This window comes from Pseudoxanthomonas putridarboris, from assembly GCF_038321125.1.
GTDB classification, from domain to species: Bacteria; Pseudomonadota; Gammaproteobacteria; order Xanthomonadales; family Xanthomonadaceae; genus Pseudoxanthomonas_A; species Pseudoxanthomonas_A putridarboris.
Genome location: NZ_JBBWWT010000010.1, coordinates 44,920 through 70,176 on the forward strand (window position 1 = coordinate 44,920; position 25,257 = coordinate 70,176).

A 25,257-nucleotide genomic window follows, 5' to 3' on the forward strand; every position below is an offset into this window, starting at 1 on the left:
AGATCCATGTGAAGTGATGGTCATCTCACTGAATCCTTCCTCAATCTCAAAATTTGAGACGAAACAGCAACTTGTGGATAAGGCTTGAACAAGTCTCTGAAGTCTGCCGCAAGCCATTGATCCGCCAAGTGATTTGTTCCTCCTGTGCCTGTTGACAACCCTGTGGGCGGTGCTAATGTGGGCATCAGAGGTAAAACCGGGTTTTCAGTGGTTTTTCGTGGTTCAATTGATCGCTCATTAGCGAGTCGGGAAGGCAGGGGCCGTGTTTCAGGGTGAGACCGCCATCACAGTTGACGACAAGGGACGGCTAGCGGTGCCCACCGCTTACCGGGACCTCGTCGCGCGCGAGTGCGGCAATCGCCTGGTCATCACCTACAACCCGTTCGAGGCCGGCTGCCTGTACCTGTACCCCGAGAAGGAGTGGCAGCGCGTCCGCGACGACGTCAACAAGCTGCCCACCACCCAGCGCGCGCACCGCAGCCTGCAACTGAAGCTGGTCGGCGCCGCGTCGCCGGTGGAACTGGACGGCAACGGCCGCATCAGCATTCCCGCCAGCCACCGCAGCGCGGTGGGCATCGAGAAGAAAGCCGTGCTGCTGGGCATGGGCGAGAAGTTCGAGTTGTGGAGCGAGCAGGCGCACCACGCGCAGATCCGCCAGACCCTCACTGACGACGATCTGAGCGCGCACATGCTTGAGTTGCGCTTGTGAGCAAGGGTGACGGCACGCGGCAGTCCGCGCCGGCCGGTCACCTTCCCGCGCTGCACTTGCCGGTGTTGTACACGCAGGTCATGGAAGGGCTGCAGGTGAAAGAGGACGGAACGTACCTGGACGGCACCTTCGGGCGCGGAGGCCACGCGCGCGGCGTGCTGCAACGACTCGGCCCGGGAGGCCGGCTGCTGTTGATGGACAAGGATCCCGAAGCGATCGCGCATGCCGAACTGACGTTCGCGGGCGATGCACGCGTCGCGATCCGTCGCGGCAGTTTCGCGTCGATGGCCGAATGGGACGCCACCTCGCCGGGCCTGGACGGCGTGCTGCTGGACCTGGGCGTGTCATCGCCGCAACTGGACGTGGCCGAACGCGGTTTCAGCTTCGGCAAGGACGGTCCGCTGGACATGCGCATGGACCCGGAGTCCGGCGAGAGCGCCGCGCAGTGGCTGGCGCGCGCGGACGAGCGCGAGATCGCCGACGTGCTGTGGACCTACGGCGAGGAGCGCATGAGCCGCCGCATCGCGCGCGCCATCGTCGCCCGCCGCGGCGAGCAGCCGTTCACGCGCACCGCCGACCTGGCCGGCCTGATCGCCTCGGCGGTGCCGCGCGGAAAGTCGGACATCCACCCGGCCACGCGCAGCTTCCAGGCCATCCGCATCCACGTCAACCGCGAACTGGCCGACCTGGAAACCGGCCTGGACGCCGCCTTGTCGCGCCTGAAGGCCGGCGGCCGGCTGGCCGTGATCAGCTTCCATTCGCTGGAAGACCGCATCGTCAAGCGCTTCATCAACGCGCACGCCAAGGCGCCACCGGCCAACCGCCGTCTTCCCGCCGTCGAGACCTTCGTGCCCACGCTGCGCGCCATTGGCGATGCGCAGAAGGGCGATGCCGAAGAGGTGTCTTCCAATCCCCGTGCCCGCAGCGCCGTGTTGCGGGTGGCAGAGAAGTTGGGATTGGGGATTGGGGATTCGGGATTGGAGAAAGGCAAGAGCAAGGGCTCGGCGGCGCACGCTGGCCGTGACTTTTCAGGCTTCTTCCGAATCCCGGCCGCCCGGAGGGCGGCGCCATGACCCGCCTGCTGCTCGCCGTGCTGATCCTGGCCAACATCGCCTCGGCGATCGGGGTGATCTATGCGCGCCACCGCCATCGCGTGCTGTTCGACGAGGTGACGCGGCTGGAGCGCGCGCGCGACGAGCTGAACGTGGAATTCGGCCGCCTGCAGCTGGAGCAGGCCACCGTGGCCGAAAGCAACCGCATCGACCAGATCGCGCGCGTGCGGCTGGGCATGAAGTTCCCGGAAACGGCCGACATCGTGGTGATCCGTCCATGACCGCCGCGCCGATCAAGAACCGCAACCGCGCGCGCTTCAACCTGCGCGGCCGCCTGGCGCTGGTGCTGGGCGCGATGGGCCTGTGCTCGGTCAGCCTGATCGGGCGCGCGGCCTACGTGCAGTTGATCAACAACGACTTCTACCAGCGGCAGGGCGATGCGCGTTTCCTGCGCGAGATTCCCATCCCCACCTCGCGCGGCATGATCACCGACCGCAACGGCGAGCCGGTGGCGGTGTCGTCGCCGGTCGAGTCCGTGTGGGGCAATCCGCAGGAACTGCTGAAGAATCCCGACCGCCTGCCGCAGCTGGCGAAGGCGCTGGGCGTGCCGGCGGACCACTTGGCGCAGCGGCTGTCGCAGCGCGCCGACAAGGAATTCCTGTACCTCAAGCGCCGCATCAATCCCGACGATGCCCGCCGCATCCTGGACCTGAAGATCCCGGGCGTCTTCTCGCAGCGCGAGTTCCGCCGCTTCTACCCGCAGAGCGAGGCGATGGCCCATGTGCTGGGCTTCACCAACGTGGACGATCGCGGCCAGGAAGGGCTGGAACTGGCGTTCGACGAATGGCTCAGCGGCAAGCCGGGCGCGAAGAAGGTCATCCGCGACAACCGCGGACGCATCGTCGAGAACGTCGACCTGATCCGTTCGGCGCAGCCGGGCAAGGACCTGACCCTCAGCATCGACCGCCGCATCCAGTTCCTGGCCTACCGCGAGCTGCGCAAGGCGCTGGTCGAGCACCAGGCCAGCAGCGGCTCGATCGTGATCATGGACGTGACCACCGGCGAGGTGCTGGCCATGGTCAACCTGCCCACCTACAACCCCAACGCGATCGATCGGGTGAAGCCGGACGCGCGCCGCAACCGCGCCGTGACCGATATCGTCGAGCCGGGCTCCACGATGAAGCCGCTCACCGTCTCGACGGCGCTGAAGGCGGGCGCGGTCAAGCCTTCGACGCTGATCAACACCAACCCGGGCTACATGGCGCTGGGCCGCTACACCATCCGCGACGTGCCGAGGAACAACGGTGTGCTGACCGTCGCCGGCATCATCACCAAGAGCTCGAACATCGGCTCGGTGAGGCTGGCGGAGAAGCTGCCCAACGACTATTTCTACGAAAGCATCCGCAGCTTCGGCTACGGCCAGAAGCCGGGCAGCGGCTTCCCGGGCGAGGCCTCGGGCATGCTCGCGCCGCCGGACCGTTGGAACGGCTTGCAGAAGGCGACCATGTCGTACGGCTATGGCCTGTCCGCCACGCCCCTGCAGATCGCCCGCGCGTATGCGGCGCTGGGCAATGGTGGCAAGCTGGTCACGCCCACCTTCGTCAAGGGCCAGCGCAGCGAAGCGCCGCAGGTACTGGATCCGGCCATCGCGCGCGAAGTCGTCGACATGATGGAAACCGTGGTCACCCAGGGCGGCGCCAAGCGGGCCGGCGTGCTCGGTTACCGGGTGGCCGGCAAGACGGGCACCGCACGCGTCGCTTCGGGCGGTGGTTACGCCCATGGGCGGTACGCCTCGTTGTTCGCCGGACTGGTGCCGGCCAGCAATCCGCGCTTCGCCGCCGTCGTGGTGATCACCGACTCCCAGGAAGGCGGCTACTACGGTGGCCTGGTCGCCGCGCCGGTGTTCCACAACGTGATGGACGGGGCGCTGCGGCTGATGGACGTGCCGCCCGACGACATCGAGACCTGGCTGGCCGCGCAGGCCAGGAACGAGCGCAAGCCCGCGGGGGCGACTCCGGCGGCTGCCGCGATTCCGGACGATGCCGCGGACACCGCGGATACGGCCGCCTTCGATCTGCCGCCGCCGGTTGCCCTGCAGGATGCGGGAGGCATGCGATGAGGCGGATGATGGCGCTGGCCGAACTGCTGCCCGACGTGGACGTGCCGCGCGACATCGTGGTGCGCGGGCTGACGCTGGACAGCCGCACGGTGCAGCCGGGCGATGCGTTCGTCGCCATCGCCGGCTTCGGCGCGCACGGGCTCAACTTCGCCGCGCAGGCGAAGGAGAAGGGCGCCAGCGCGATCCTGTTCGAGCCGCCGGTGCCGGCCGGCCTGGAAGCTCCCAAGGGCGCCATCGCCGTGCCCGGCTTGCGCGCGCGCATGGGTTCGCTGGCGGACCGCTTCCATGCCACGCCGTCGCAGGACATGAAGATGGTCGGCGTCACCGGCACCAACGGGAAGACGTCCACCGTGCAACTGCTCGCCCAGGCGTGGCACCTGCGCGGCGTCCGCTGCGCCACGGTGGGCACGCTGGGCGCGGGCATGTACGGCGAAGTGGTGCCGACCGGTTTCACCACGCCGCTGGTGCTGCAGATGCATGCGCTGCTGGCGCAGTTCCGCGACGCAGGCGCGAAAGCGGTGGCGATGGAGGTCAGCTCGCACGCGCTGGACCAGGGCCGGGTGGACGCCGTGCATTTCGACGTGGGCGTGTTCACCAACCTCACCCGCGACCACCTCGACTACCACGGCGACATGGCGCGCTACGGCGCGGCTAAGGCGCTGCTGTTCGCGCGCCCGGACCTGAAGTCGGCGGTGGTCAACCTGGACGACGACTACGGTCGCGGGATGTTCGACAAGCTGCCGCATGGCCTGCAGCGCGTGGGCCTGAGCTCGCGCGGCCAGGCGGGCGCGGGAGTCAGCGCCGAGCAACTGCGGCTGGACGGCAGCGGCATCAACTTCGATCTGGTCATCGGCGGCGAATCCAACCCGGTGCAGTCGCGCCTGCTGGGCCGCTTCAACGTGGACAACCTGCTGGCCGTGGCCGGCACGCTGTACGCGCTGGGCGATGCGCCCGCCGAGGTGGCGCGCACGCTGTCGCGGCTGATGCCCATCCATGGCCGCATGAACCGGCTGGGCGGCGACGGCAGGGCACCGCTGGTGGTGATCGACTACGCGCACACGCCGGACGCGCTGGAGCAGGCCCTGGCCAGCCTGCGCGACCACGCGCACGGCCGGCTGGTCTGCGTGTTCGGCTGCGGCGGCGAGCGCGACACCGGCAAGCGCCCGCAGATGGCCGCCATCGCCGAACGCCTGGCCGACGCGGTGGTGGTCACCGACGACAATCCGCGCAACGAGGACGGCGACCGCATCGTGGCCGACATCCTGGCCGGCTTCGCGCGGCCCGGCGACGTCACCGTGCTGCGCGACCGCGGCCGCGCCATCGCCCATGCGATCGCGCAGGCGGGCCACGACGACATCGTGCTGGTGGCCGGCAAGGGACACGAGCCGTACCAGGAAATCCAGGGCGTCAGGCATCCGTTCGACGACACCGCGGTGGCGCGCCGGGCATTGGAGGAGCGCCCATGAAACGGCTTCCCCTTTCCCTGCTGGCGCACTGGGCGGGCGGCGAATTGGTCGGCGACGACCTGGTGATCGGCACGATCGCGCACGACACCCGCGCGCTGGTGCCCGGCAGCCTGTACGTGGCGCTGCGCGGGGAACGCTTCGACGGCCACGACTTCGCCTACGACGCCGCCATGCGCGGCGCCAGCGCGGTGCTGGTGGAGCACGCGGTGAAGGTGGACGTGCCGCAGGTGATCGTGGCCGATACCCAACTGGCGCTGGCGCGCATCGCGGCCGGCCTGCAGCGCGACCGCGTGGAGAAAGTGGTCGCCATCACCGGCAGCAACGGCAAGACCAGCGTGAAGGCGCTGGTGGTGTCTATCCTGCAGCGCGCGGGCGTGACCTACTTCAATCCGGGCAACCGCAACAACGAGATCGGCCTGCCGATGGCGGTCATCGACGCGCCGGACGATGCCGATTTCTCCGTCTACGAGATGGGCGCGGGCAAGCCCGGCGACATCGCCTACCTGACCGACATCGTGACCCCGGAAGTCGCGCTGGTGAACAACGTCGCGCCGGCGCACCTGGAGCGCATGGGCTCGTTGATGGGCGTTGCCGAGACCAAGAGCGCGATCTACGAGGCATTGCCGGCCGACGGCACCGCGGTGATCAACGCCGACGACGCCTTCGCCGAATACTTCGCCAGCCGCGTGCCGGACCGCCGCGTGCTTCGCTTCGGGCTGGAAGCCAGCGCCGACATCCGCGCGCGCGACATCCGCGCCGACGCGGACGGTTCGTGGTTCGTGCTGGTCGCGCCGCATGGCGAAGTGCCCGTCGAACTGCATCTGGCCGGCCGCCACAACATCCTCAACGCGCTGGCGGCCGCATCGCTGGCGATGGCCTGCGGCGTGTCGCTGGCCACCATCGCCGAGGGGCTGGCCGCGGCCCCGCCGGTGGCGGGCCGCCAGGTCGCCCATGCGCTGGCGAGCGGCGCGGTGCTGATCGACGACAGCTACAACGCCAACCCGGGTTCGCTCGACGCCGCCATCGACACGCTGGCGGCCGGCGACGGCGAAGCCTGGCTGGTGCTGGGCGACATGCGCGAGCTGGGCCGCGACGGCGAAGCGCTGCATGCCGAAGCGGGCCGTCGCGCCAAGGCGGCGGGCATCCGCCGCCTGTACACGCTGGGTCCATTGAGCGAGGCCGCCGCGCGCGCCTTCGGCGACGGGGCGCAATCCTTCGAGAACCACAAATCGCTGGCCGACGCCTTGCGCGCCGACCTGCGCAGCGGCGTGCGCTGCCTGGTCAAGGGATCGCGCGGCAGCGCGATGGACCGCATCGTCGCCGCACTGCTGTCCACCGGGGAGGACACATCGCATGCTGCTTGAACTGACCCGCTGGCTGCAGGGGCTGGAAAGCTTTTTCGGCCTGTTCGGCTACCTGACCTTCCGCGGCATCCTGGCGGCGCTGACGGCGCTGTTCCTGTCGCTGTGGCTGGGGCCGGCGGTGATCCGCCGCCTGGGCCAGCTGAAGGGCGGCCAGCCGATCCGCCAGGACGGTCCGCAATCGCATTTCTCCAAGGCCGGCACGCCGACGATGGGCGGCGCGCTGATCCTGATGACGGTGCTGCTGTCGGTGCTGATGTGGGGCGACCTGCGCAACAAGTACGTGTGGGTGGTGCTGCTGGTGATGCTGGCCTACGGCGCGATCGGCTGGTACGACGACTGGATCAAGATCGTCAAGCGCGATCCCAACGGCCTGAAGTCGCGCTGGAAATACCTGCTGCAGTCGATCTTCGGCCTGGCCGCCGGCCTTTACCTGTACCTGTACGCCGACGTGCCGGCGGCGACGACGTTCTACGTGCCGCTCTTCAAGTCGATCGCGTTGCCGCTGGCGGGCTTCGGCTTCGTCGCCATCGCCTACTTCTGGATCGTCGGCTTCTCCAACGCGGTCAACCTGACCGATGGCCTGGACGGCCTGGCGATCATGCCCACCGTGCTGGTGGCGTGCGCGCTGGGCGTGTTCGCCTACGCCTCGGGCAACGCGGTGTTCTCCAACTACCTGCAGATCCCGGCGGTGCCGGGCGCGGGCGAACTGGTCATCATCTGCGCGGCCATCGCCGGCGCGGGACTGGGTTTCCTGTGGTTCAACACCTACCCGGCCATGGTGTTCATGGGCGACATCGGCGCGCTGGCGCTGGGCGCGGTGCTGGGCGCCATCGCGGTGATCGTGCGGCAGGAACTGGTGCTGGTGATCATGGGCGGCATCTTCGTCATCGAGACGCTGTCGGTGATGATCCAGGTGGCCTCGTTCAAGCTGACCGGCAAGCGCGTGTTCCGGATGGCGCCGATCCACCACCACTTCGAACTGAAGGGCTGGCCGGAGCCGCGCGTGATCGTGCGCTTCTGGATCATCTCGGTGATCCTGGTCCTGGTCGGCCTGGCCACGTTGAAGGTGCGCTGATGAACGACACGCCGCGCCAGGCCACACGACTGGAAGCCATCGGGGGCCGCTTCGATCCCTGGCTGCTGAGCGCCATGCTGGCGCTGGCGTCGCTGGGCGTGGTGATGGTGGCGTCCAGTTCCATCTACCAGGCCAGCAGCCCGTTCCACTACCTGATCCGCCACATGGTCTTCCTGGCGGTGGGTATCGGGTTGGCGTGCTGGGTCATGCGCACCGAGCTCAAGAGCATCGAGGCGCGCAACCACCTGCTGCTGCTCGGTTGCGTGGTGCTGTTGCTGATGGTGTTCGTGCCCGGGCTGGGGCAGAGCGTGAAGGGCGCGCATCGCTGGATCAACCTGGGCGTGTCCAACTTCCAGGTGGTCGAGGCGGTGAAGGTGTTCTTCATCGTCTGGCTGGCCAGCTACCTTGTGCGTTTCCGCGATGAAGTCAACGCCACCTGGGCGGCGATGCTGAAGCCGCTGGGCATCGTCGCGCTGCTGGTGGCGCTGCTGCTGATGCAGCCGGACTTCGGCTCGTCGTCGCTGCTGCTGGCGATCACCGCCGGCATGCTGGTGCTGGGCGGCGTGAACATGCCGCGCATGTTCGGCCCGGTGCTGGTGGGATTGCCCATCATGGCGGTGGTCGCCATCGCCGAGCCTTACCGCTGGCGCCGGCTGACCTCGTTCTCCGATCCGTGGGCGGACCCGTTCGGCAGCGGCTACCAGCTGACCAACGCGCTGATGGCGATCGGCCGCGGCGAGTGGGCCGGCATCGGCCTGGGCGGCTCGGTGCTCAAGCTCAACTATCTGCCGGAAGTGCATACCGACTTCATCTTCTCGGTGATCGGCGAGGAACTCGGGTTCTTCGGCATCTGCCTGGTCATCGGCCTGTATGCGTTGCTGGTGGGCCGCGCGTTCGTCATCGGCCTGCGCTGCGTGGAGATGCGCAGGCACTTCGCCGGCTACGTCGCGTTCGGCGTGGGGCTGTGGATCGGCATGCAGAGCTTCGTGTCGATGGGCGTGAACCTGGGATTGCTGCCGACCAAGGGCCTGACCCTGCCGCTGATTTCCTCGGGCGGCTCCAGCGTGCTGATGACCTGCGTGGCGATGGGCCTGCTGTTGCGCGTGTCGTACGAACTGGAGCGCACGCAGCGGCAGGTCGCGCTGCGTGGCGAGGCGATGCAGGGCGCGGCGGAACAGCGCGCGCCGGTCGATCCCGCGCCCGTTCCGCCGGCCCCCGCGCCGGCCGTGCCTGCGCGGGGCACGAACCGACTGCGCTCCCGCATCGAACCCATCTTCGAGAGGATCGCATGAGCACGGCGGCGATCCCTTCCCTGCACGGCGCGCCGGTCATGGTGATGGCCGGCGGTACCGGCGGCCACATCTTCCCCGCGCTGGCCGTGGCGAAGGTGCTGGGCGCGCGCGGCGTGCCCGTGGTGTGGCTGGGCGCGGAGGGCGCGATGGAAACGCGGCTGGTGCCGCAGCACGGGATCGAACTGGACACGCTGGCGATCAGCGGCCTGCGCGGCAAGGGCACGCTGGCCCTGGTCGGCGCGCCGGTACGCATCCTGCGCGCGATCCGCGCGGCCGGCTTCATCCTGCGCCGCCGCGCGCCGCGCGCGGTGGTCAGTTTCGGCGGTTTCGCCGCCGGCCCGGGCGGCGTCGCCGCGCGACTGATGCGCACGCCGTTGCTGGTGCACGAGCAGAACCGCGCGGCCGGTTTCACCAATCGCATCCTGGCCAGGGTGGCGCGCCGGGTGATGACCGGTTTCCCGGGCGCCTTCCCGGATCGCGAGGAAGTGGTGGGCAATCCGGTGCGCGAGGAAATCGCCGCCGTCGCCCCGCCCGCCGAACGCCTCGCCGGCCGCCAAGGCCCGCTGCGCCTTCTGGTGCTGGGCGGCAGCCAGGGCGCGCGCGCGCTGAACCTGGCGGTGCCCAAGGTGTTGTCGCTGTTCGGCGATGTCGCCGTCGAGGTGCGCCATCAATGCGGCGAAAAGCTGCGCGAGGAAACCTCCAAGGCGTATGCCGATGCCGGCGTGGCCGCCAGTGTGGAAGCCTTCATCGCCGACATGGCCGCCGCCTACGCATGGGCCGACCTGGTCGTGTGCCGCGCCGGTGCGTCCACGCTGGCCGAATTGTGCGCAGTCGGCGTGGGCAGCGTGCTGGTGCCACTGCCCACGGCCGTCGACGACCACCAGACCCGCAACGCCGAGTACCTGGCCGAGCGCGGCGCGGCGCTGCTGCTGGGGCAGAACGAAGGCCTGGAAACGAACCTGCAGCGCGCCTTGACCGGACTGCTGTCCGATCCCGCCCGCCGCCTGGCGATGGCGCAGGCCGCGCGCGCGCTGGCCAGGACCGATGCGGCCGAGCGCATCGCGGACATCATTCTGGAGGAAAGCCGTGATTCGTGATTGGAGAGCCGGGATGATCGGCCATTCGGCCGTCGAAAGCCGGGATTCGGGATTCGGGATTCGCAATAGCCTGCCGGCCGGCTTTGCTCGCCTGCACATGTGCGCCTTCCCGAATCCCCAATCCCCAATCCCGAATCACGCGGACACCGGAGGTGCCCCATGATGGCCGCCGCGCGCGAGCGCCGCCTGCAGCACACGGGGAACCTGGCGAAGGAATTCCGCCGGGTGCATTTCGTCGGCATCGGCGGTTCCGGCATGAGCGGCATCGCCGAAGTGCTGTGCACGCTGGGCTATGAAGTGTCCGGTTCGGACAATGCCGACAACGCCGCCACCCGCCGGCTGGCGGCGCTGGGCGCGCGCGTCATGCGCGGCCACAACGCCTCCAACGTGCTGGGTACCGACTGCGTGGTGGTGTCCAGCGCGATCAGGCAGGACAACCCGGAGCTGATGGAAGCGCGCTCGCAGCGCATCCCCATCGTGCCGCGCGCGGCCATGCTGGCCGAACTGATGCGTTTCCGCCGCGGCATCGCCGTGGCCGGCACGCACGGCAAGACCACCACCACCAGCCTGACCGCCGCCGTGCTCAGCGAGGGCGGGCTGGACCCGACCTTCGTGATCGGCGGGCAACTGCTGGCGGCCGGCGCCAACGCCAAGCTGGGCGACGGCCAGTGGCTGGTGGCCGAGGCGGACGAGAGCGACGGCAGCTTCCTGCGCCTGAACCCGCTGATCTCCATCGTGACCAACATCGATGCGGACCACCTGGAGAACTACGGCAACGATTTCGAACGGGTCAAGGCCGCCTTCGCCGAATTCCTGCAGCGCCTGCCGTTCTACGGGCTGGCGGTGCTGTGCATCGACGATCCGGAAGTCGCCGCGCTGGCCGCGGACACGCCGCGCCACGTGATGAGCTACGGTTTCGCCGAGAACGCCGACGTGCGCGCCGAGGACGTGGAGCAGGAAGCCGGGCGCATGCGCTTCACCCTGCGCCTGCCGGAGGACGCCAGCATCCGCGTCAGCCTGGCGCTGCCGGGCCGCCACAACGTGCAGAACGCGCTCGCCGCCGCCGCCATCGGCTGGCAACTGGGCGTTTCGCCCGAGAACATCGGTGCCGCGCTGGAGAAGTTCGCCGGCATCGGCCGACGCTTCAACGACCTGGGCGAAGTCACCACGGCGCAGGGCGCGCGCGTGCAGCTGGTGGACGACTACGGCCACCATCCGAAGGAACTGGCCGCGGTGTTCTCGGCGGCGCGCGGCGGTTGGCCGCACAAGCGCCTCGTGGTCGCCTTCCAGCCGCATCGCTACAGCCGCACGCGCGACCAGTTCGACGCCTTCGCCGCCGTGCTGTCCGAGGCCGATGCGCTGGTGCTGAGCGAGGTCTATCCGGCGGGAGAAACGCCCATCGCCGGCGCCGACGCGAAATCGCTGGCGCGCGCGATCCGCGCGCGCGGCCGCAACGAGCCGGTGGTGGTCGGCCAGGTCGCCGACCTGGTCGACGTGCTGCCCGACGTCTTGCAGGACGGCGACCTGTTGCTGCTGATGGGGGCCGGCGACATCGGCCACGTCTCGCAGCACATCGCCACGCACGGATTCGGGGGAAAGAAGAGCGCATGAACCCGTCCGTCGTCCCGCCGCTGCGCATCACCGATCCGGCCCGCTTCGGCCGTGTCGCCGTGCTGCTGGGCGGCGTTTCCAGCGAACGCGAGGTCTCGCTCGATTCCGGCCGCAACGTGCTGGACGCACTGCTGGCGCGGGGCGTGCAGGCGACCGCCGTCGATGGCATCCCCGCGCTGATCGAGGCGATCCGCGCCGGCGGGGTGGACCGCGTGTTCAACATCCTGCATGGCGGGGACGGCGAGAACGGCGTGCTGCAGGGCCTGCTGCAATCGCTGGGCGTGCCGTACACCGGCCCGGGCGTGCTGGGCTCCGCGCTGACGCTGGACAAGATCCGCACCAAGCAGGTGTGGATCGCCGCCGGCCTGCCGACGCCGCGCTTCGCGCGCATCGCGCCCGGCACCGACCCCGGATCGACTCCGGGGCAGGCTCTTCGCGCCGCGGCCGGCGAACTGGGCCTGCCGGTATTCGTGAAGCCCTCGTGCGAGGGCTCCAGCGTGGGCGTGTTCCGCATCCTGCGCGAGGAGGACTTCGCCGAGGCGGTGGCGTTCGCCACGGACTATCCGGGCGAACTGCTGATGGAGCAGATGGTCGTCGGCGAGGAGTACACCGTCGGCATCCTCGGCGACACGGCGTTGCCGTCGGTCCGCATCGTGCCGGCCGGCGACTGGTACGACTACCACGCCAAGTACATCGCCGACGACACCCGGTACCTGTGCCCGGGCATGGAAGGCGAGGACGAGGACGCGATCCGCGCGCTCGCGCTGGAGGCGTTCCGCGCCGCCGGCTGCAGCGGCTGGGGGCGCGTGGATGTGATGCGCGACCGCGCCAAGGGCCTGCAACTGATCGAGGTGAACACCGCGCCGGGCATGACCAGCCATTCGCTGGTGCCGAAGGCGGCGGCCACGCTGGGCATCGGTTTCGAGGAACTGTGCTGGCGCATCCTGGAGCAGACGCTATGAAGCGGGGATTCGGGATTCGGGATTCGGGATTTGCGAAGCCGGGCGCGCGCAGCCTGTGCGTTCCGGCGCGCATGCTCGGAATGCGCGCTGCGCTCGCTCTTGCCAATCCCGAATCCCGAATCCCGGCTTTCAACGGCCGAATGGCCGATCATCCCGCCGCTCGCGGAGCAAGCGCATGACCGCCGCCCTGCGCATCCTGGCCTGGTTGCTCGCCATCGCGTTGGTCGCGATGCCGGTGGTGGCCGTGGTCAACGGCTGGATCGGCGCCGAGCGCTGGCCGCTGACCAAGCTGCGCGTGCAGGGCGAGTTCCAGCGCGTGGACGCGGCGCAGTTGCGCGACGTGGTGCTGCCGCATGCGCAGCGCGGCTATTTCGCCGTGCGCCTGGGCGATGCGCAGGATGCCGTGGAAAAACTGCCGTGGGTGGAGCGTGCGGAAGTGCGCAAGCGCTGGCCCGACGTGATGGAGATCCGCATCGTCGAGCACAAGCCGTTCGCGCGCTGGGGCCAGGACCGCCTGCTGTCCGAACACGGCCGCCTGTTCCCGATGCCGAAGGAACTGCGCGAACTGAAGCTGCCGCAACTGGGCGGCCCGGATTCGCAGGTGCGGGAAGTCACCGCGCTCTACAACGAGTCGCGCCAGTTGTTCGCGCCGTTGGGGCTGGAAGTGCACACGCTGCTGATGGATCGCCGCGGCAGTTGGTCGCTTCGGCTGGGCAACGGCACCGAGGTCATCGTCGGCCGCACCGATGCGCGCCCGCGGCTGGACCGCTTCGCGCGGATGCTGCCGCAGTTGCTGGCCAACCAGGCGCAGCCGCTGCAGTGCGCCGACCTCCGCTACACGAATGGCTTCGCCCTTGTCTGGGCGAAGCCGGGATTGGGAATTGGGAATTGGGAATTGGATGCCGCGGGCAGATCGCTGGCGTCGATGGTGTCCTCGTTCCCGAAGTCCTCCGTCTCCCATCCCGAATCCCCAATCTCGAATCCCGGTTTTTCCATATGAATCGCAAAGGCGACAAATCCCTCATCGTCGGACTGGATATCGGCACCTCCAAGGTGACCGCGCTGGTCGGCGAGTACGCACCGGGCAATCCGATCGAGGTGATCGGCATCGGCTCGCACGAGTCGCGTGGCCTCAAGCGCGGCGTGGTGGTGGACATCGAATCCACGGTGCAGTCCATCCAGCGCGCGGTGGAGGAGGCCGAGCTGATGGCCGGCTGCGAGATCCGTTCGGTCTACGCGTCGATCTCCGGCAACCACGTGCAGTGCCGCAACTCGCCGGGCATCGTGCCGATCCGCGACGGCGAAGTGACCTGGGGCGACCTGGACCGAGTGCTGGAGGCCGCCAAGGCGGTGGCGATCCCGGCCGACCAGAAGATCCTCCACGCCATCCCGCGCGAGTACAAGCTGGACAACTCGCAGGAAGGCATCCGCAACCCGGTCGGCATGACCGGCGTGCGCCTGGAAGTGGACGCGCACCTGGTGTTCTGCGCGCAGTCGGCCGCGGCCAACATCAGCAAGTGCGTGCAGCGCTGCGGTTTGCAGATCGACGACCTGATCTTCTCCTCGCTGGCCTCCAGCGTCGCCGTGCTGACCAGCGACGAGCGCGAACTGGGCGTGGTGCTGGTGGACATGGGCGCGGGCACCACCGACCTGGCGGTGTTCGTGCAGGGCGCGATCTGCCACACCGCCTCGTTGCCGATCGCCGGCGACCAGGTGACCAACGACATCGCGCACATGCTGCGCACGCCCACGCCTGAAGCCGAGCAGATCAAGGTGCGCTACGCCTGCGCGCTGGCGCAGTTGGCCACGGCGGAAGAGAGCATCCAGGTGCCCAGCGTCGGCGACCGTCCGCCGCGCCGGCTGCCGCGCCATTCGCTGGCGCAGGCGGTGCAGCAGCGCTACGAGGAAATCTTCGAGATGGTGCAGGCGGAACTGCGCCGCTCCGGCTTCGAGGAGCGCGTGCGCGCCGGCATGGTGCTGACCGGTGGCGCTTCCAAGATGGAAGGCGTGGTCGAGCTGGCCGAGGAAATGCTGCAGATGCCGGTGCGCGTGGGCATTCCGCAGCACGTCACCGGCCTGGGCGAAGTGGTCGGCAATCCCGTCCACGCCACCGGCGTCGGCCTGTTGCTGATGGGCAGCCAGATCGAACATCCCCGCCGCCCGTCCCTGCCCACGGGCAAGGCGGGCAGCTGGTTCAAGAAGTTGCAGAACTGGTACAGGGGCGAATTCTGATGAATTCGCCCCCGTGATTGGTGATTCGGGATTGGCGATTCGTAAAAGCAAAAGCAAGAGCAAAAGAAAGAGCGGTAGGACAGACAACGGAAGAAAGGCAGGACTCGCTGGATGGGTTGGAAAGGACGAGGAGGATCGCTCTTCCAAATCCCGAATCTCCATCCCGTATCCCGGCTTCAAGGCAAAGAGCGGCAGGCAGGCAGGACGATTGCGGTAATGCGGTAAGCAACACCACTAAAACACAACAACTCGCCGGAAGAGGCGGGCCAGGGCAGAGGAAGAGCGCTCTTCCGAATCCCCAATCCCGAATCCCCAATCCCGGCTCCAAAGAGGACAAGGACATGGCACATTTCGAACTGGTTGAAAAGATGGCCCCGAATGCGGTGATCAAGGTCGTGGGCGTGGGCGGCGGCGGCGGCAACGCCGTGGCGCACATGGTCAGCAGCAGCGTGGATGGCGTGGAGTTCATCACCGCCAACACCGACTCGCAGGCGATCAAGAACTGCGGCGCCAAGCTGCAGCTGCAGTTGGGCAGCAACGTCACCAAGGGCCTGGGCGCGGGCGCGAACCCGGAAGTCGGCCGCCAGGCCGCGCTGGAGGACCGCGAGCGCATCATCGATGCGCTGGACGGCGCCGACATGGTGTTCATCACCGCCGGCATGGGCGGCGGCACCGGCACCGGCGCGGCGCCGGTGGTGGCGCAGCTGGCCAAGGAGATGGGCATCCTGACCGTGGCGGTGGTGACCAAGCCGTTCCCCTTCGAGGGCCGTCGCCGCATGCAGGTCGCGCTGAAGGGCATCGAAGAACTGAGCCACCATTGCGACTCGCTGATCACCATCCCCAACGAGAAGCTGATCACCGTGCTGGGCCGCAACGCCACGATGATCCAGGCCTTCCGCGCCGCCAACGACGTGCTGCTGGGCGCCGTGCAGGGCATCGCCGACCTGATCGTGCGCCCGGGCCTGATCAACGTCGACTTCGCCGACGTGCGCACCGTGATGAGCGAGATGGGCCTGGCCATGATGGGCACCGGCTCGGCGCGCGGCGACGACCGTGCGCAGGCCGCGGCCGAATCGGCCATCCAGAATCCGCTGCTGGACGACGTCAACCTGTCCGGCGCCAACGGCATCCTGGTCAACATCACCGCCGGCCCGGACTTCACCATGGCCGAGTTCGACGAAGTGGGCCGCACCATCGAAGGCTTCGCTTCCGAGGACGCCACCGTGGTGCTGGGCACCGTGCTGGACCCGGACATGCAGGACGAAGTGCGCGTGACTGTCGTGGCCACCGGGCTGAACCGTGCCGTCGTGCGCCAGCCGGTCGGCCGCAACGGCGACCTGCGCGAACCGGTGCGTGCGCCGATCAAGCTGGTCCGCGATGCCACCACCGGCATGCCGATCGACGAGGGCTTCGCCGTGGACGCGGTCAGTGCCGCCACCAGCGGCCTGGGCCTGCGCCGCGGTTCCGCCGCGCCCGCATCGACTCCGGCAGCATCCACGCCGGTGGCCGCCGATCTGCCCAACGACTACCTGGACATCCCGGCGTTCCTGCGCCGCCAGGCGGACTGAGGGAGTAGATGCGTAACCCCTCCCCTGCTTGCGGGGGAGGGCAGGGTGGGGGCGGAGGGAGCCGCAGGTCTCGACGATTTCGAACGCGTCGAGTATCCGGGCTCCGGCAGGCCCCCATCCCAACCTTCCCCCGTAAACGGGGGAAGGGGCTGTGTTCCGTCCATGTCCCTTCGCTGCCGGGCCTGTCCGGCCCGGCAGCGCTTTCACGACGGCCTTAACAGACCATTGTTGCGGGCGTGGGACAGAGCGGTCCTTTCGTTAAGATTCAGCGAATTGCGTGCTATTCTCGCTGCCCGCTTAGGTTCCCCCACCTGCGACTCCCTCCGATGGCCCAGCAACGCACACTGAAAAACGTGATCCGCGCGACCGGCGTGGGCCTGCACAGCGGCGAGAAGGTCTACATGACCCTGCGCCCTGCGCCGGTGGATACGGGCATCGTGTTCCGCCGCATCGACCTGGACCCGGTGGTGGAGGTCCCGGCCAGCGCCAGCCTGGTCACCGAGACCACGCTGTGCACCGGCCTGACCAGCGAAGGCGCCAAGGTACAGACCGTCGAACATCTGATGTCGGCCATGGCCGGCCTGGGTGTCGACAATGCCTACGTGGAGCTGTCCTCGGCCGAGCTGCCGATCATGGACGGTTCCGCCGGTCCGTTCGTGTTCCTGTTGCAGTCCGCCGGCGTGGTCAAGCAGGACGCGCCCAAGCGCTTCATGCGCATCAAGCACGCGGTGGAAGTGACCGACGGCGACAAGGTCGCCCGCTTCGAGCCCTACGACGGCTTCCGCCTGGGCTTCACGGTCAAGTTCGACCATCCGATGATCCCGGCCTCGCAATCGCGGGCGGAGGTGGAGTTCTCCACCGGCGCCTACATCAAGGAAGTGGCGCGCGCGCGCACCTTCGGCTTCATGCGCGACCTGGAATACATGCGCGAGCGCAATCTGGGGCTGGGCGGCTCGATGGACAACGCCATCGTGCTGGACGAGTTCCGCGTACTGAACGACGACGGCCTGCGCTACACCGACGAATTCGTCCGCCACAAGATCCTGGACGCCATCGGCGACCTCTACCTCGCCGGCCATCCCATTCTGGGCGCCTACGAGGGCTACAAGTCGGGCCATGCGCTCAACAACAAGCTGGTCCGCGCCCTGCTGGCCGATGCGTCGGCGTGGGAGGAAGTCACCTTCGACGACGACCGCCAGCCTTCCCCCGTGGTCTACGCGACCCCCGTCGCTGCCGCCTGAGACCGCCATCCGCATTGGCGGGTGACCTTGCTGCCTACCGGTTGCCGACTCCCGTCACATCGCCGGGCGCGAATGGTTACGCCTTCGCGAAAGTGTGACAAAAGTCTTGCTATAGCCTGATTTATAACGGGTTTTTAACTTATCGCTAACGACCCGACCGGCGGTGGCCGTTACCATGCCACGTCCCGAAGCCGCCGAGTCACATTTACGAGCGGCGTCGGCGACCATCAGGAGTGGTATCCGAGCCTATGGAATCGGGTTCGGCCAGGAGGTCCAGGGCGGCTTTCAGCCCGTTGCGAGAGGCTTCCGATACAGGTTTTGCCATCCGTTGCGCCCCGTCCAAGGGGGAAGGCGGTGCGAGGGTGGTCTTGGCGGTGACTTCGGTGACCGCCAGTCCGATGGATTGGGCCGCGTTGATCAGTTCGGGTGCAGCCAAGCGCAGCTTGGCCCGCCACACCGGGGAATCGACGATAAAAACGAGCCGCGTGCCCGCCACGTTCGCCAATCGGCAATGGGGCGAAAGGGCAGGCGGCAGGCAGGGGCGAAGCTGCTGTTCCAAGGCGTCGAGCCACAAGGCGCGACGCACCGGGTCGGTAGCGGCATCGGTCATGGCGGCCTGCAGGGCAGGTTGCGCGGTGCCGGCACGGCGCGGCTTGGACTTCGAATCAGACATCGGTATCTATGAGCTTTAAAAACATCGTCAACAATACGCGCATCTGGTGGGCACACACGCAGGCCCATGGCGCGTACCGCGTCCGACTCGCCCTGCATACCCGGCCGCTGGCCAGCACCGCGGTGCTGCTGGGCGTCGGCCTGCTGGCCGGCGTGGCGGGTCGCAGCGCTGTCGGCATGGCGCAGGTCTCCATGCTGCAGGCCAGCGCCGAGAGCCGCGAGGCCGAACTGGAACAGGTGCGCCGCGGCGCCCAGCAGGAAATCAACGCCATGGCCGCCCGCCTGGGCGAGCTGCAGGCCCAGGCCAACCGGCTGAACGCGCTGGGCGAGCGCCTGACCCGCGTGGGCCAGTTGCAGGATGGCGAATTCGACTTCAACGAACCGGTCGGCGTCGGCGGCAACGATGCGACCTACGACATGAAGCCCGCCGAGCTGACTGCCGGCGTGGACCAGTTGGAAAGGCAGTTCGCCGAATCCGGCCGCCAGCTGTCCGTGCTGGAAGCGCTGCTGTTCAACCGCGAGCTGGACAAGAACGCCACCCCGGGTCGCATGCCCATCGCCAACAGCTACATCACCTCCGGCTTCGGCGGTCGCGCCGATCCGTTCGGCGGCGGCGGCCAGTACCACAAGGGCATCGACTTCAAGGCCAGCGTGGGCGATCCGGTGCAGGCGGTGGCCGATGGCGTGGTCAGCTTCGCCGGCGTGAAGGGCGGCTACGGCAACGTGGTCGACGTGGACCACGGCAACGGCTACGTCACCCGCTACGCGCACAACTCGCGCCTGACGGTGAAGACCGGCGACCTGGTCCGCGTGGGGCAGGAAGTGGCCAAGGCCGGCTCGACCGGCCGCTCCACCGGCGCGCACGTGCACTTCGAAGTGTGGGAGAACGGCCGCGTGGTGAATCCGCGAAAGTTCCTGGGCGAAGGCCCGACGCCGGTGGGGCAGGTCAAGCGCGGCTGACGGCGGTTTTGCCCCTTCCCCCGTTCACGGGGGAAGGCCGGGATGGGGGCATGCCGGCGCTCGCGAAACCCGAGTCTGTGTGGACTGTCGAGTGGTCGGACACTCTCATGCACTACGGAAGCATTTCAGGCTAGAGGGTCCTGCGACTCCGTTCGCCCCCACCCCAACCCTCCCCCGTGAACGGGGGAGGGGCTGATCCCGACTTGATTCCCCGGGCCCCGCCCCAAGCTACAATACGGTGTTGCCAGACAGGGCGCAGAGCGCCCTGTTTCGTTTTGGGCGCCACGCATCGGCGTGCCGCGGCCCTCGACGTTCCTTTCCAATCCGGTTCCCTACATGATCAACAACCTGCTTACCCGTGTCTTCGGCAGCCGCAACGAACGCCTGCTGAAACAGCTGCAACGCATCGTCGACAAGATCAACGCGCTGGAACCCGAGCTGCAGAAGCTCTCCGACGACGAGCTGAAGGCCAAGACGCCGGAGTTCCAGCAGCGCATCGCGGGCGGGGAAACGCTGGACAAGGTCCTGCCGGAAGCCTTCGCGGTCTGCCGCGAGGCCAGCCGCCGCGTGCTGGGCATGCGCCACTACGACGTGCAGCTGATCGGCGGCATGGTGCTGCACCTGGGCAAGATCGCCGAAATGCGCACCGGCGAAGGCAAGACCCTGGTCGCCACGCTGCCCACCTACCTCAATGCGCTGGAAGGCAAAGGCGTGCACGTCGTCACCGTGAACGACTACCTGGCCCGCCGCGACTCGGCCTGGATGGGCCGCCTGTACAACTGGCTGGGCCTGTCGGTGGGCGTGGTCTACCCGGGCATGCCGCACGGCGACAAGCACGCCGCCTACGCCGCCGACATCACCTACGGCACCAACAACGAATTCGGCTTCGACTACCTGCGCGACAACATGGCGATGTCGAAGGGCGACCGCTTCCAGCGCGGCCTGCACTACGCCATCGTCGACGAAGTGGACTCGATCCTGATCGACGAGGCGCGCACCCCGCTGATCATCTCCGGCCCGGCCGACGAATCGCCGGAACTGTACATCCGCGTCAACCGCATCGTGCCCCAGCTGACCAAGCAGGAGAACGAGGAAGCCGAGGGCGACTACTGGGTGGACGAGAAGGGCAAGCAGGTGCACCTGTCCGAGGCGGGCATGGAGCACGCCGAGGAACTGCTGCTCAAGGCCGGCATCCTCAGCGAGGACGACACGCTGTACGGCGCCAACAACCTGTCCGTCGTGCACCACCTCAACGCCGCGCTGCGCGCGCACGCCATCTACCAGCGCGACGTGGACTACATCGTGCGCGATGGCGAAGTGGTCATCGTCGACGAGTTCACCGGCCGCACCCTGCCGGGCCGCCGCTGGTCCGACGGCCTGCACCAGGCGGTCGAGGCGAAGGAAGGCGTGCCGGTCCAGCGCGAGAACCAGACGCTGGCCAGCGTGACGTTCCAGAACCTGTTCCGCATGTACAAGAAGCTGTCCGGCATGACCGGCACGGCCGACACGGAAGCGTTCGAGTTCCAGAGCATCTACGGCCTGGAAGTGATCGTCATCCCGACCAACCGCCCCACCGTGCGCAAGGATTCGCCCGACCAGGTGTTCCTCAACCGCAAGGGCAAGTTCAACGCGGTGCTGGCCGACATCCAGGACTGCTACCAGCGCGGCCAGCCGGTGCTGGTGGGCACCACCTCGATCGAAACGTCGGAAATGCTGTCCGACTTCCTCACCAAGGCCGGCGTGCCGCACGAGGTGCTCAACGCCAAGCAGCACGAGCGCGAAGCGCACATCGTCGCGCAGGCGGGCCGCCCCAAGGCCATCACCATCGCCACCAACATGGCCGGCCGCGGCACCGACATCGTGCTGGGCGGTTCGTTGGAAGCCGAGCTGGAGCAGTTGCCCGAAGACGCCAGCGACGCCGACCGCGCCGCGGTGAAGGCCGAATGGCAGAAGCGCCACGAGGAAGTGAAGGCCGCCGGCGGCCTGCACATCGTCGGCACCGAGCGCCACGAATCCCGCCGCATCGACAACCAGCTGCGCGGCCGCTCCGGCCGCCAGGGCGACCCGGGTTCGTCCCGCTTCTACCTGTCGCTGGAAGACAACCTGATGCGCATCTTCGCCTCGGACTGGGTCCAGAAGGCGATGAAGCTGATCGGCATGAAGGAGGACGACGTCATCGAGGACAAGCTGGTCAGCCGGCAGATCGAGAAGGCGCAGCGCAAGGTGGAAGCGCACAACTTCGACATCCGCAAGAACCTGCTGGACTTCGACGACGTCAACAACGACCAGCGCAAGGTCATCTACGCCCAGCGCGACGAACTGCTGGAAGCCGAGTCGGTCAAGGACAACATCGACGGCATCCGCGGCGACGTGATCGCCGAGACCGTGGCCCGCTTCATGCCGCCGAACTCGGTGGACGAGCAGTGGGACCTGGCCGGCCTGGAGCGCGAACTGGCCGAGGAGATGGGCATCGACCTGCCGGTGACCCGTTGGCGCGAAGAGACCGAAGAACTGGACGCGGAGGCCATCGAGCGTCGCGTGCAGGAGGCCATGGACCAGCATTTCGCCGGCAAGGAGGCCGCGATCGGCGACGAGACCATGCGGGCGCTGGAAAAGCACATCATGCTGACCGTGCTGGACAAGAACTGGAAGGAACACCTGGCCCGCATGGACTACCTGCGCCAGGGCATCCACCTGCGCGGCTACGCGCAGAAGCAGCCCAAGCAGGAGTACAAGAAGGAAGCCTTCGAACTGTTCTCCAACATGTTGGAGCGGGTGAAGAGCGAGGTGGTGACCCTGCTGTCGCGCGTGCGCATCCGCAGCGAGGAGGAAGTCGCCGCGCTGGAGGCGCAGGAACGCGCGATGGCCGAGGCGCAGGCCCGGCAGATGCAGTTCCAGCACCAGGACGCCGGCGGTTACAGCGCCGACGAGGAGGCCGAGCAGGCCCAGCGCGCGGCCGCCCTGCAGGGCGGCTACGTACAGACCGCGCCCACCCCGGCCCATCGCGACGGCCCCAAGGTCGGCCGCAACGATCCGTGCCCCTGCGGCAGCGGCAAGAAGTACAAGCACTGCCACGGCCAGTTGGGCTGAGCGGGATATTCATCGCGCCCATGGAGCGTTCCTGCGGTCCGTCGTGCGTTTGCGGCCGCCCCATCGCCGCCTTTGCAGGAGCGGCCCATGGCCGCGATGCTCCAGGCGGACAGGCGGAGTGATGGAAAGAGCATCGCACCCGAGGGCGCTCCTACGGTCCATCGGCGCGTTTGCGGCCCCGGCCCCATCCTCGCTCTTGTAGGAGCGGCCTTGGCCGCGATGCTTTCCCGCTTTCGGTGCGGGGTATTTGCGTGAACCCATCGGTTGCCGGCAAGCTCCCCCTCATGCTGACTCCCTTGAGATCCATCCACGTCATGGCCGCCGTCATCACCGACGCGCGCGGCCGCATCCTGCTGGCCCGGCGCACCGAGGGGCGCGACCTGGCCGGGCGCTGGGAATTCCCCGGCGGCAAGCGCGAGCCCGGCGAAAGCCCGGAGGACGCGCTGGTGCGCGAACTGCGCGAGGAACTGGGCATCGAGGCCCAGGTCGGTGCATCGGTCATCAACGTCCCGCAGCAGTACCCCGACAAGCGCCTGCGGCTGGACGTGCGCCACCTGTCGGGCTGGAAAGGCACGCCCCGCGGCCACGAAGGGCAGGCGCTGGCCTGGGTGGCGCCGGACAAGCTGACCCGCTACGCGATGCCGCCGGCGGATCGCCCGGTCGTGGCGGCGCTGCTGCACCCGGATACCTATCTGGTGACGCCGGAGCCCGGCGACGACGAGGCGTGGCTGGCGGCGTTGCAGCGCGTGCTGGACGCCGGCGTGCGCCGCGTGCAGGTCCGTGCCCGCAGCGTGGCCGGCGAGCGCTGGCGCGATCTCGCGACGAAGGCGGTGCAGGCCTGCCGCAAGGCCAGCGCCGACGTATTGCTCAACGGCGACATCGCGCTGGCCCAGGCGCTCAAGGTGGGCGTGCAACTGCGCAGCGAACAGCTCGCGGGCCTGACGGCACGCCCCCTGCCGGAAGGACAGGCGGTGGCGGCCTCGTGCCACACGGGGCCGGACCTGCACCGCGCCGAAGCGCTGGGCTGCGATTTCGCGGTACTGGGTGGCGTGTATCCCACTCCCAGTCATCCGGGCGCGCCGCCGCTGGGCTGGCCGGGCTTCGCCGGCCTGCGCGAGAGCGTGTCGTTGCCCATCTACGCCATCGGCGGCCTGTCGCCCGCGGACATCCGCCAGGCCCGCGAGCACGGCGCGCAAGGCATCGCCGCCATCCGCAGCCTCTGGCCGGAACAACAACGGTAGGGCATCGCGCCCGAGGGCGCCCATGCACCCATCGTTGCCTTTGCAATCCAACGATCCACCGGCGCATTTGTAGGAGCGGCCTTGGCCGCGATGCCTCTAGGCGGGACGGCAGAGAAGAGCATCGCGCCCAAGGGCGCTCCTACAACAGCAACCTCTTTTTGGAGCGACCTCGGCCGCGATGCTCCTTCCCATATGATCCACGTGCCGGTCAGGCTATTCCGACGATTCGCCGCGGCATGTGCCGATGGCGTGCTCCGAGGCGCCATCGCAACGTGGCGACATGCCCGTCATGCGCTTTCCCCGTACAGGCCATGCCGCGCTTCGCAGGCATCGGATCGACCTCCCCGACCAGGTGTATCTGATCACTGCCACTACCGCGGACAGGCAGCCATTGTTCGGGGCTTTCGAGGGCGCCTGCGCCGCGGCGCCATGCCACCACCAACCGGATGTGCTCCGTACTTCGGTGTTGTTGGCATGGGTGTTGATGCCCGATCATGCGCACTGGCTGGTCCGGTTGGGCGAAAGGGATGGCATGGCATCTTTCACCAATCGGTTGAAATCCGCCATCGCGCGCGCTTACAACCACAGACTCGAACGCACCGGTCCCGTGTGGGCAAGGGCGTATCACGACCATGCCCTGCGCCAGGAAGAAGATGTAAGGGTGGCGGCACGCTATGTGGTGGCCAATCCGGTCAGGGCCGGGCTGGTGAAACGCGTGGGCGATTACCCGTTCTGGAATGCGGTCTGGCTTTGATGTCTCCTCCGCGGAAGAGCATCGCGCCCGAGGGCGCTCCTACACGCAGATTCCTTGTAGGAGCGCCCTCGGGCGCGATGCTCTTCTACGGTACCCGTGCGGCGTTTGCCAACGCCAGGTAGCGCGCGTGCAATTCGTCGGCGGCACGCTGGAGGTGGGCGACATCGCCAGCGTTCACCACGATGTCGTCGGCCAGCGCCAGCCGCTGCGCGCGCGTGGCCTGGGCCGCCATCATCTTTCCGGCCAGGCTGTCGTCGATGCTGTCGCGCTGCATCAGGCGAGTCATCTGCACCGCGGGTGGCGCATCGACCACCAGGATGCGGTCCAGCCAGGGGTAGGCCGTACGGCCGCCGCCCTCGGTCAGCAACGGGATCATGGCGATGGCGTACGGACCCGGCGCGTTGCGGCAGACGGCCATCATGCGCGCGCGGATGGCCGGGTGCAGCAGGTCTTCCAGCACGCGGCGCTCGTCGTCGTCGTCGAACACCCGCGCGCGCAGGGCGGCACGGTCCAGCCTGCCATCCGCCTGCAGTACACCCGCACCGAAATGCGCCACGACGGCGGCCAGTGCCGGCTGGCCGGGTTCGACCACCTCGCGCGCGATCAGGTCCGCGTCGGCCACGGTCACGCCGTGAGCCGCGAAGGCCTTTTCCAGCGCGCTCTTGCCCGAGGCGATGCCGCCGGTGAGTCCGATGAAGTAATGGGCCATGGCGGGATTATGGATCCTGCGGGGCAGGAGCGGCCCATGGGTG

21 protein-coding genes are annotated in these 25,257 nt (G+C 68.3%); 19 read left to right on the forward strand and 2 right to left on the reverse strand.

Annotated elements, in window-relative coordinates; all coding sequences use genetic code 11:
* The first annotated feature begins 262 nt into the window (after positions 1–262).
* The 15 genes from mraZ to lpxC all read left to right on the forward strand — a co-directional run bounded on the left by mraZ (position 263) and on the right by lpxC (position 17,788).
* A complete protein-coding gene (mraZ, locus tag AAD027_RS16445) occupies positions 263–709 on the forward strand; it encodes a division/cell wall cluster transcriptional repressor MraZ (protein WP_267790367.1) in 447 nt (148 codons plus the stop codon).
* Entirely contained in the window at positions 706–1,782 is a 1,077-nt protein-coding gene (gene rsmH, locus AAD027_RS16450; protein ID WP_341727113.1) for a 16S rRNA (cytosine(1402)-N(4))-methyltransferase RsmH, read from the forward strand. The genes mraZ and rsmH overlap by 4 nt, the downstream gene beginning before the upstream one ends.
* On the forward strand, positions 1,779–2,042 hold the full coding sequence (ftsL, locus tag AAD027_RS16455) for a cell division protein FtsL (protein WP_341727114.1): 264 nt from the start codon (positions 1,779–1,781) through the stop codon (positions 2,040–2,042). The genes rsmH and ftsL overlap by 4 nt, the downstream gene beginning before the upstream one ends.
* The gene (locus AAD027_RS16460; protein WP_425605484.1) at positions 2,039–3,880 is read left to right on the forward strand and encodes a peptidoglycan D,D-transpeptidase FtsI family protein; all 1,842 of its coding nucleotides are present in this window, start codon (positions 2,039–2,041) and stop codon (positions 3,878–3,880) included. Before ftsL ends, AAD027_RS16460 begins: the two co-directional genes overlap by 4 nt.
* Positions 3,877–5,346: a UDP-N-acetylmuramoyl-L-alanyl-D-glutamate--2,6-diaminopimelate ligase gene (locus AAD027_RS16465; RefSeq protein ID WP_341727115.1), complete on the forward strand. Its 1,470-nt coding sequence runs from the start codon at positions 3,877–3,879 to the stop codon at positions 5,344–5,346. The genes AAD027_RS16460 and AAD027_RS16465 overlap by 4 nt, the downstream gene beginning before the upstream one ends.
* Complete coding sequence (locus AAD027_RS16470) at positions 5,343–6,710, forward strand: UDP-N-acetylmuramoyl-tripeptide--D-alanyl-D-alanine ligase (protein WP_341727116.1); 1,368 nt, start codon at positions 5,343–5,345, stop codon at positions 6,708–6,710. Before AAD027_RS16465 ends, AAD027_RS16470 begins: the two co-directional genes overlap by 4 nt.
* A complete protein-coding gene (gene mraY, locus AAD027_RS16475; protein WP_341727117.1) occupies positions 6,700–7,785 on the forward strand; it encodes a phospho-N-acetylmuramoyl-pentapeptide-transferase in 1,086 nt (361 codons plus the stop codon). Before AAD027_RS16470 ends, mraY begins: the two co-directional genes overlap by 11 nt.
* Positions 7,785–9,077: a putative lipid II flippase FtsW gene (gene ftsW / locus AAD027_RS16480; protein ID WP_341727118.1), complete on the forward strand. Its 1,293-nt coding sequence runs from the start codon at positions 7,785–7,787 to the stop codon at positions 9,075–9,077. The genes mraY and ftsW overlap by 1 nt, the downstream gene beginning before the upstream one ends.
* Positions 9,074–10,174: an undecaprenyldiphospho-muramoylpentapeptide beta-N-acetylglucosaminyltransferase gene (gene murG / locus AAD027_RS16485; RefSeq protein ID WP_341727119.1), complete on the forward strand. Its 1,101-nt coding sequence runs from the start codon at positions 9,074–9,076 to the stop codon at positions 10,172–10,174. Before ftsW ends, murG begins: the two co-directional genes overlap by 4 nt.
* 159 nt (positions 10,175–10,333) lie before the next feature.
* Positions 10,334–11,785 (forward strand): UDP-N-acetylmuramate--L-alanine ligase, encoded by a 1,452-nt coding sequence (murC, locus tag AAD027_RS16490; RefSeq protein WP_341727120.1) that lies wholly within the window; start codon positions 10,334–10,336, stop codon positions 11,783–11,785.
* Positions 11,782–12,747, forward strand: a complete 966-nt coding sequence (locus AAD027_RS16495) for a D-alanine--D-alanine ligase (RefSeq protein ID WP_341727121.1) — start codon at positions 11,782–11,784, stop codon at positions 12,745–12,747. Before murC ends, AAD027_RS16495 begins: the two co-directional genes overlap by 4 nt.
* A gap of 175 nt (positions 12,748–12,922) precedes the next feature.
* Positions 12,923–13,747 (forward strand): cell division protein FtsQ/DivIB, encoded by an 825-nt coding sequence (locus tag AAD027_RS16500; RefSeq protein ID WP_341727122.1) that lies wholly within the window; start codon positions 12,923–12,925, stop codon positions 13,745–13,747.
* Entirely contained in the window at positions 13,744–14,979 is a 1,236-nt protein-coding gene (gene ftsA / locus AAD027_RS16505; RefSeq protein ID WP_267790356.1) for a cell division protein FtsA, read from the forward strand. Before AAD027_RS16500 ends, ftsA begins: the two co-directional genes overlap by 4 nt.
* 341 nt (positions 14,980–15,320) lie before the next feature.
* Positions 15,321–16,547: a cell division protein FtsZ gene (gene ftsZ, locus AAD027_RS16510; RefSeq protein ID WP_341727123.1), complete on the forward strand. Its 1,227-nt coding sequence runs from the start codon at positions 15,321–15,323 to the stop codon at positions 16,545–16,547.
* Positions 16,548–16,873: 326 nt separating this feature from the next.
* Entirely contained in the window at positions 16,874–17,788 is a 915-nt protein-coding gene (gene lpxC / locus AAD027_RS16515) for a UDP-3-O-acyl-N-acetylglucosamine deacetylase (protein ID WP_341727124.1), read from the forward strand.
* 205 nt (positions 17,789–17,993) lie between these two features.
* On the opposite strand, the gene AAD027_RS16520 is transcribed toward lpxC, so the two are convergent.
* Positions 17,994–18,461, reverse strand: coding sequence for a DciA family protein (locus AAD027_RS16520; RefSeq protein ID WP_341727125.1), 468 nt, complete (start codon positions 18,459–18,461; stop codon positions 17,994–17,996).
* Positions 18,462–18,469: 8 nt separating this feature from the next.
* Between AAD027_RS16520 and AAD027_RS16525 the strand changes: the two genes are divergently transcribed.
* The 4 genes from AAD027_RS16525 (at position 18,470) to AAD027_RS16540 (ending at position 24,505) form a co-directional block, all read left to right on the forward strand.
* Positions 18,470–19,420 carry a peptidoglycan DD-metalloendopeptidase family protein gene (locus tag AAD027_RS16525; RefSeq protein ID WP_341727126.1) on the forward strand — a complete coding sequence of 317 codons (951 nt, stop codon included), beginning with the start codon at positions 18,470–18,472 and terminating at the stop codon, positions 19,418–19,420.
* A gap of 336 nt (positions 19,421–19,756) precedes the next feature.
* Positions 19,757–22,510 (forward strand): preprotein translocase subunit SecA, encoded by a 2,754-nt coding sequence (gene secA / locus AAD027_RS16530; RefSeq protein WP_341727127.1) that lies wholly within the window; start codon positions 19,757–19,759, stop codon positions 22,508–22,510.
* Positions 22,511–22,794: 284 nt separating this feature from the next.
* Positions 22,795–23,751: a Nudix family hydrolase gene (locus tag AAD027_RS16535; RefSeq protein WP_341727128.1), complete on the forward strand. Its 957-nt coding sequence runs from the start codon at positions 22,795–22,797 to the stop codon at positions 23,749–23,751.
* 280 nt (positions 23,752–24,031) lie between these two features.
* On the forward strand, positions 24,032–24,505 hold the full coding sequence (locus AAD027_RS16540; RefSeq protein WP_425605485.1) for an REP-associated tyrosine transposase: 474 nt from the start codon (positions 24,032–24,034) through the stop codon (positions 24,503–24,505).
* An 85-nt stretch (positions 24,506–24,590) separates the two neighbouring features.
* Here AAD027_RS16540 and coaE read toward each other — a convergent pair whose 3' ends face one another.
* A complete protein-coding gene (gene coaE, locus AAD027_RS16545) occupies positions 24,591–25,214 on the reverse strand; it encodes a dephospho-CoA kinase (protein WP_341727129.1) in 624 nt (207 codons plus the stop codon).
* Positions 25,215–25,257 lie beyond the last annotated feature (43 nt).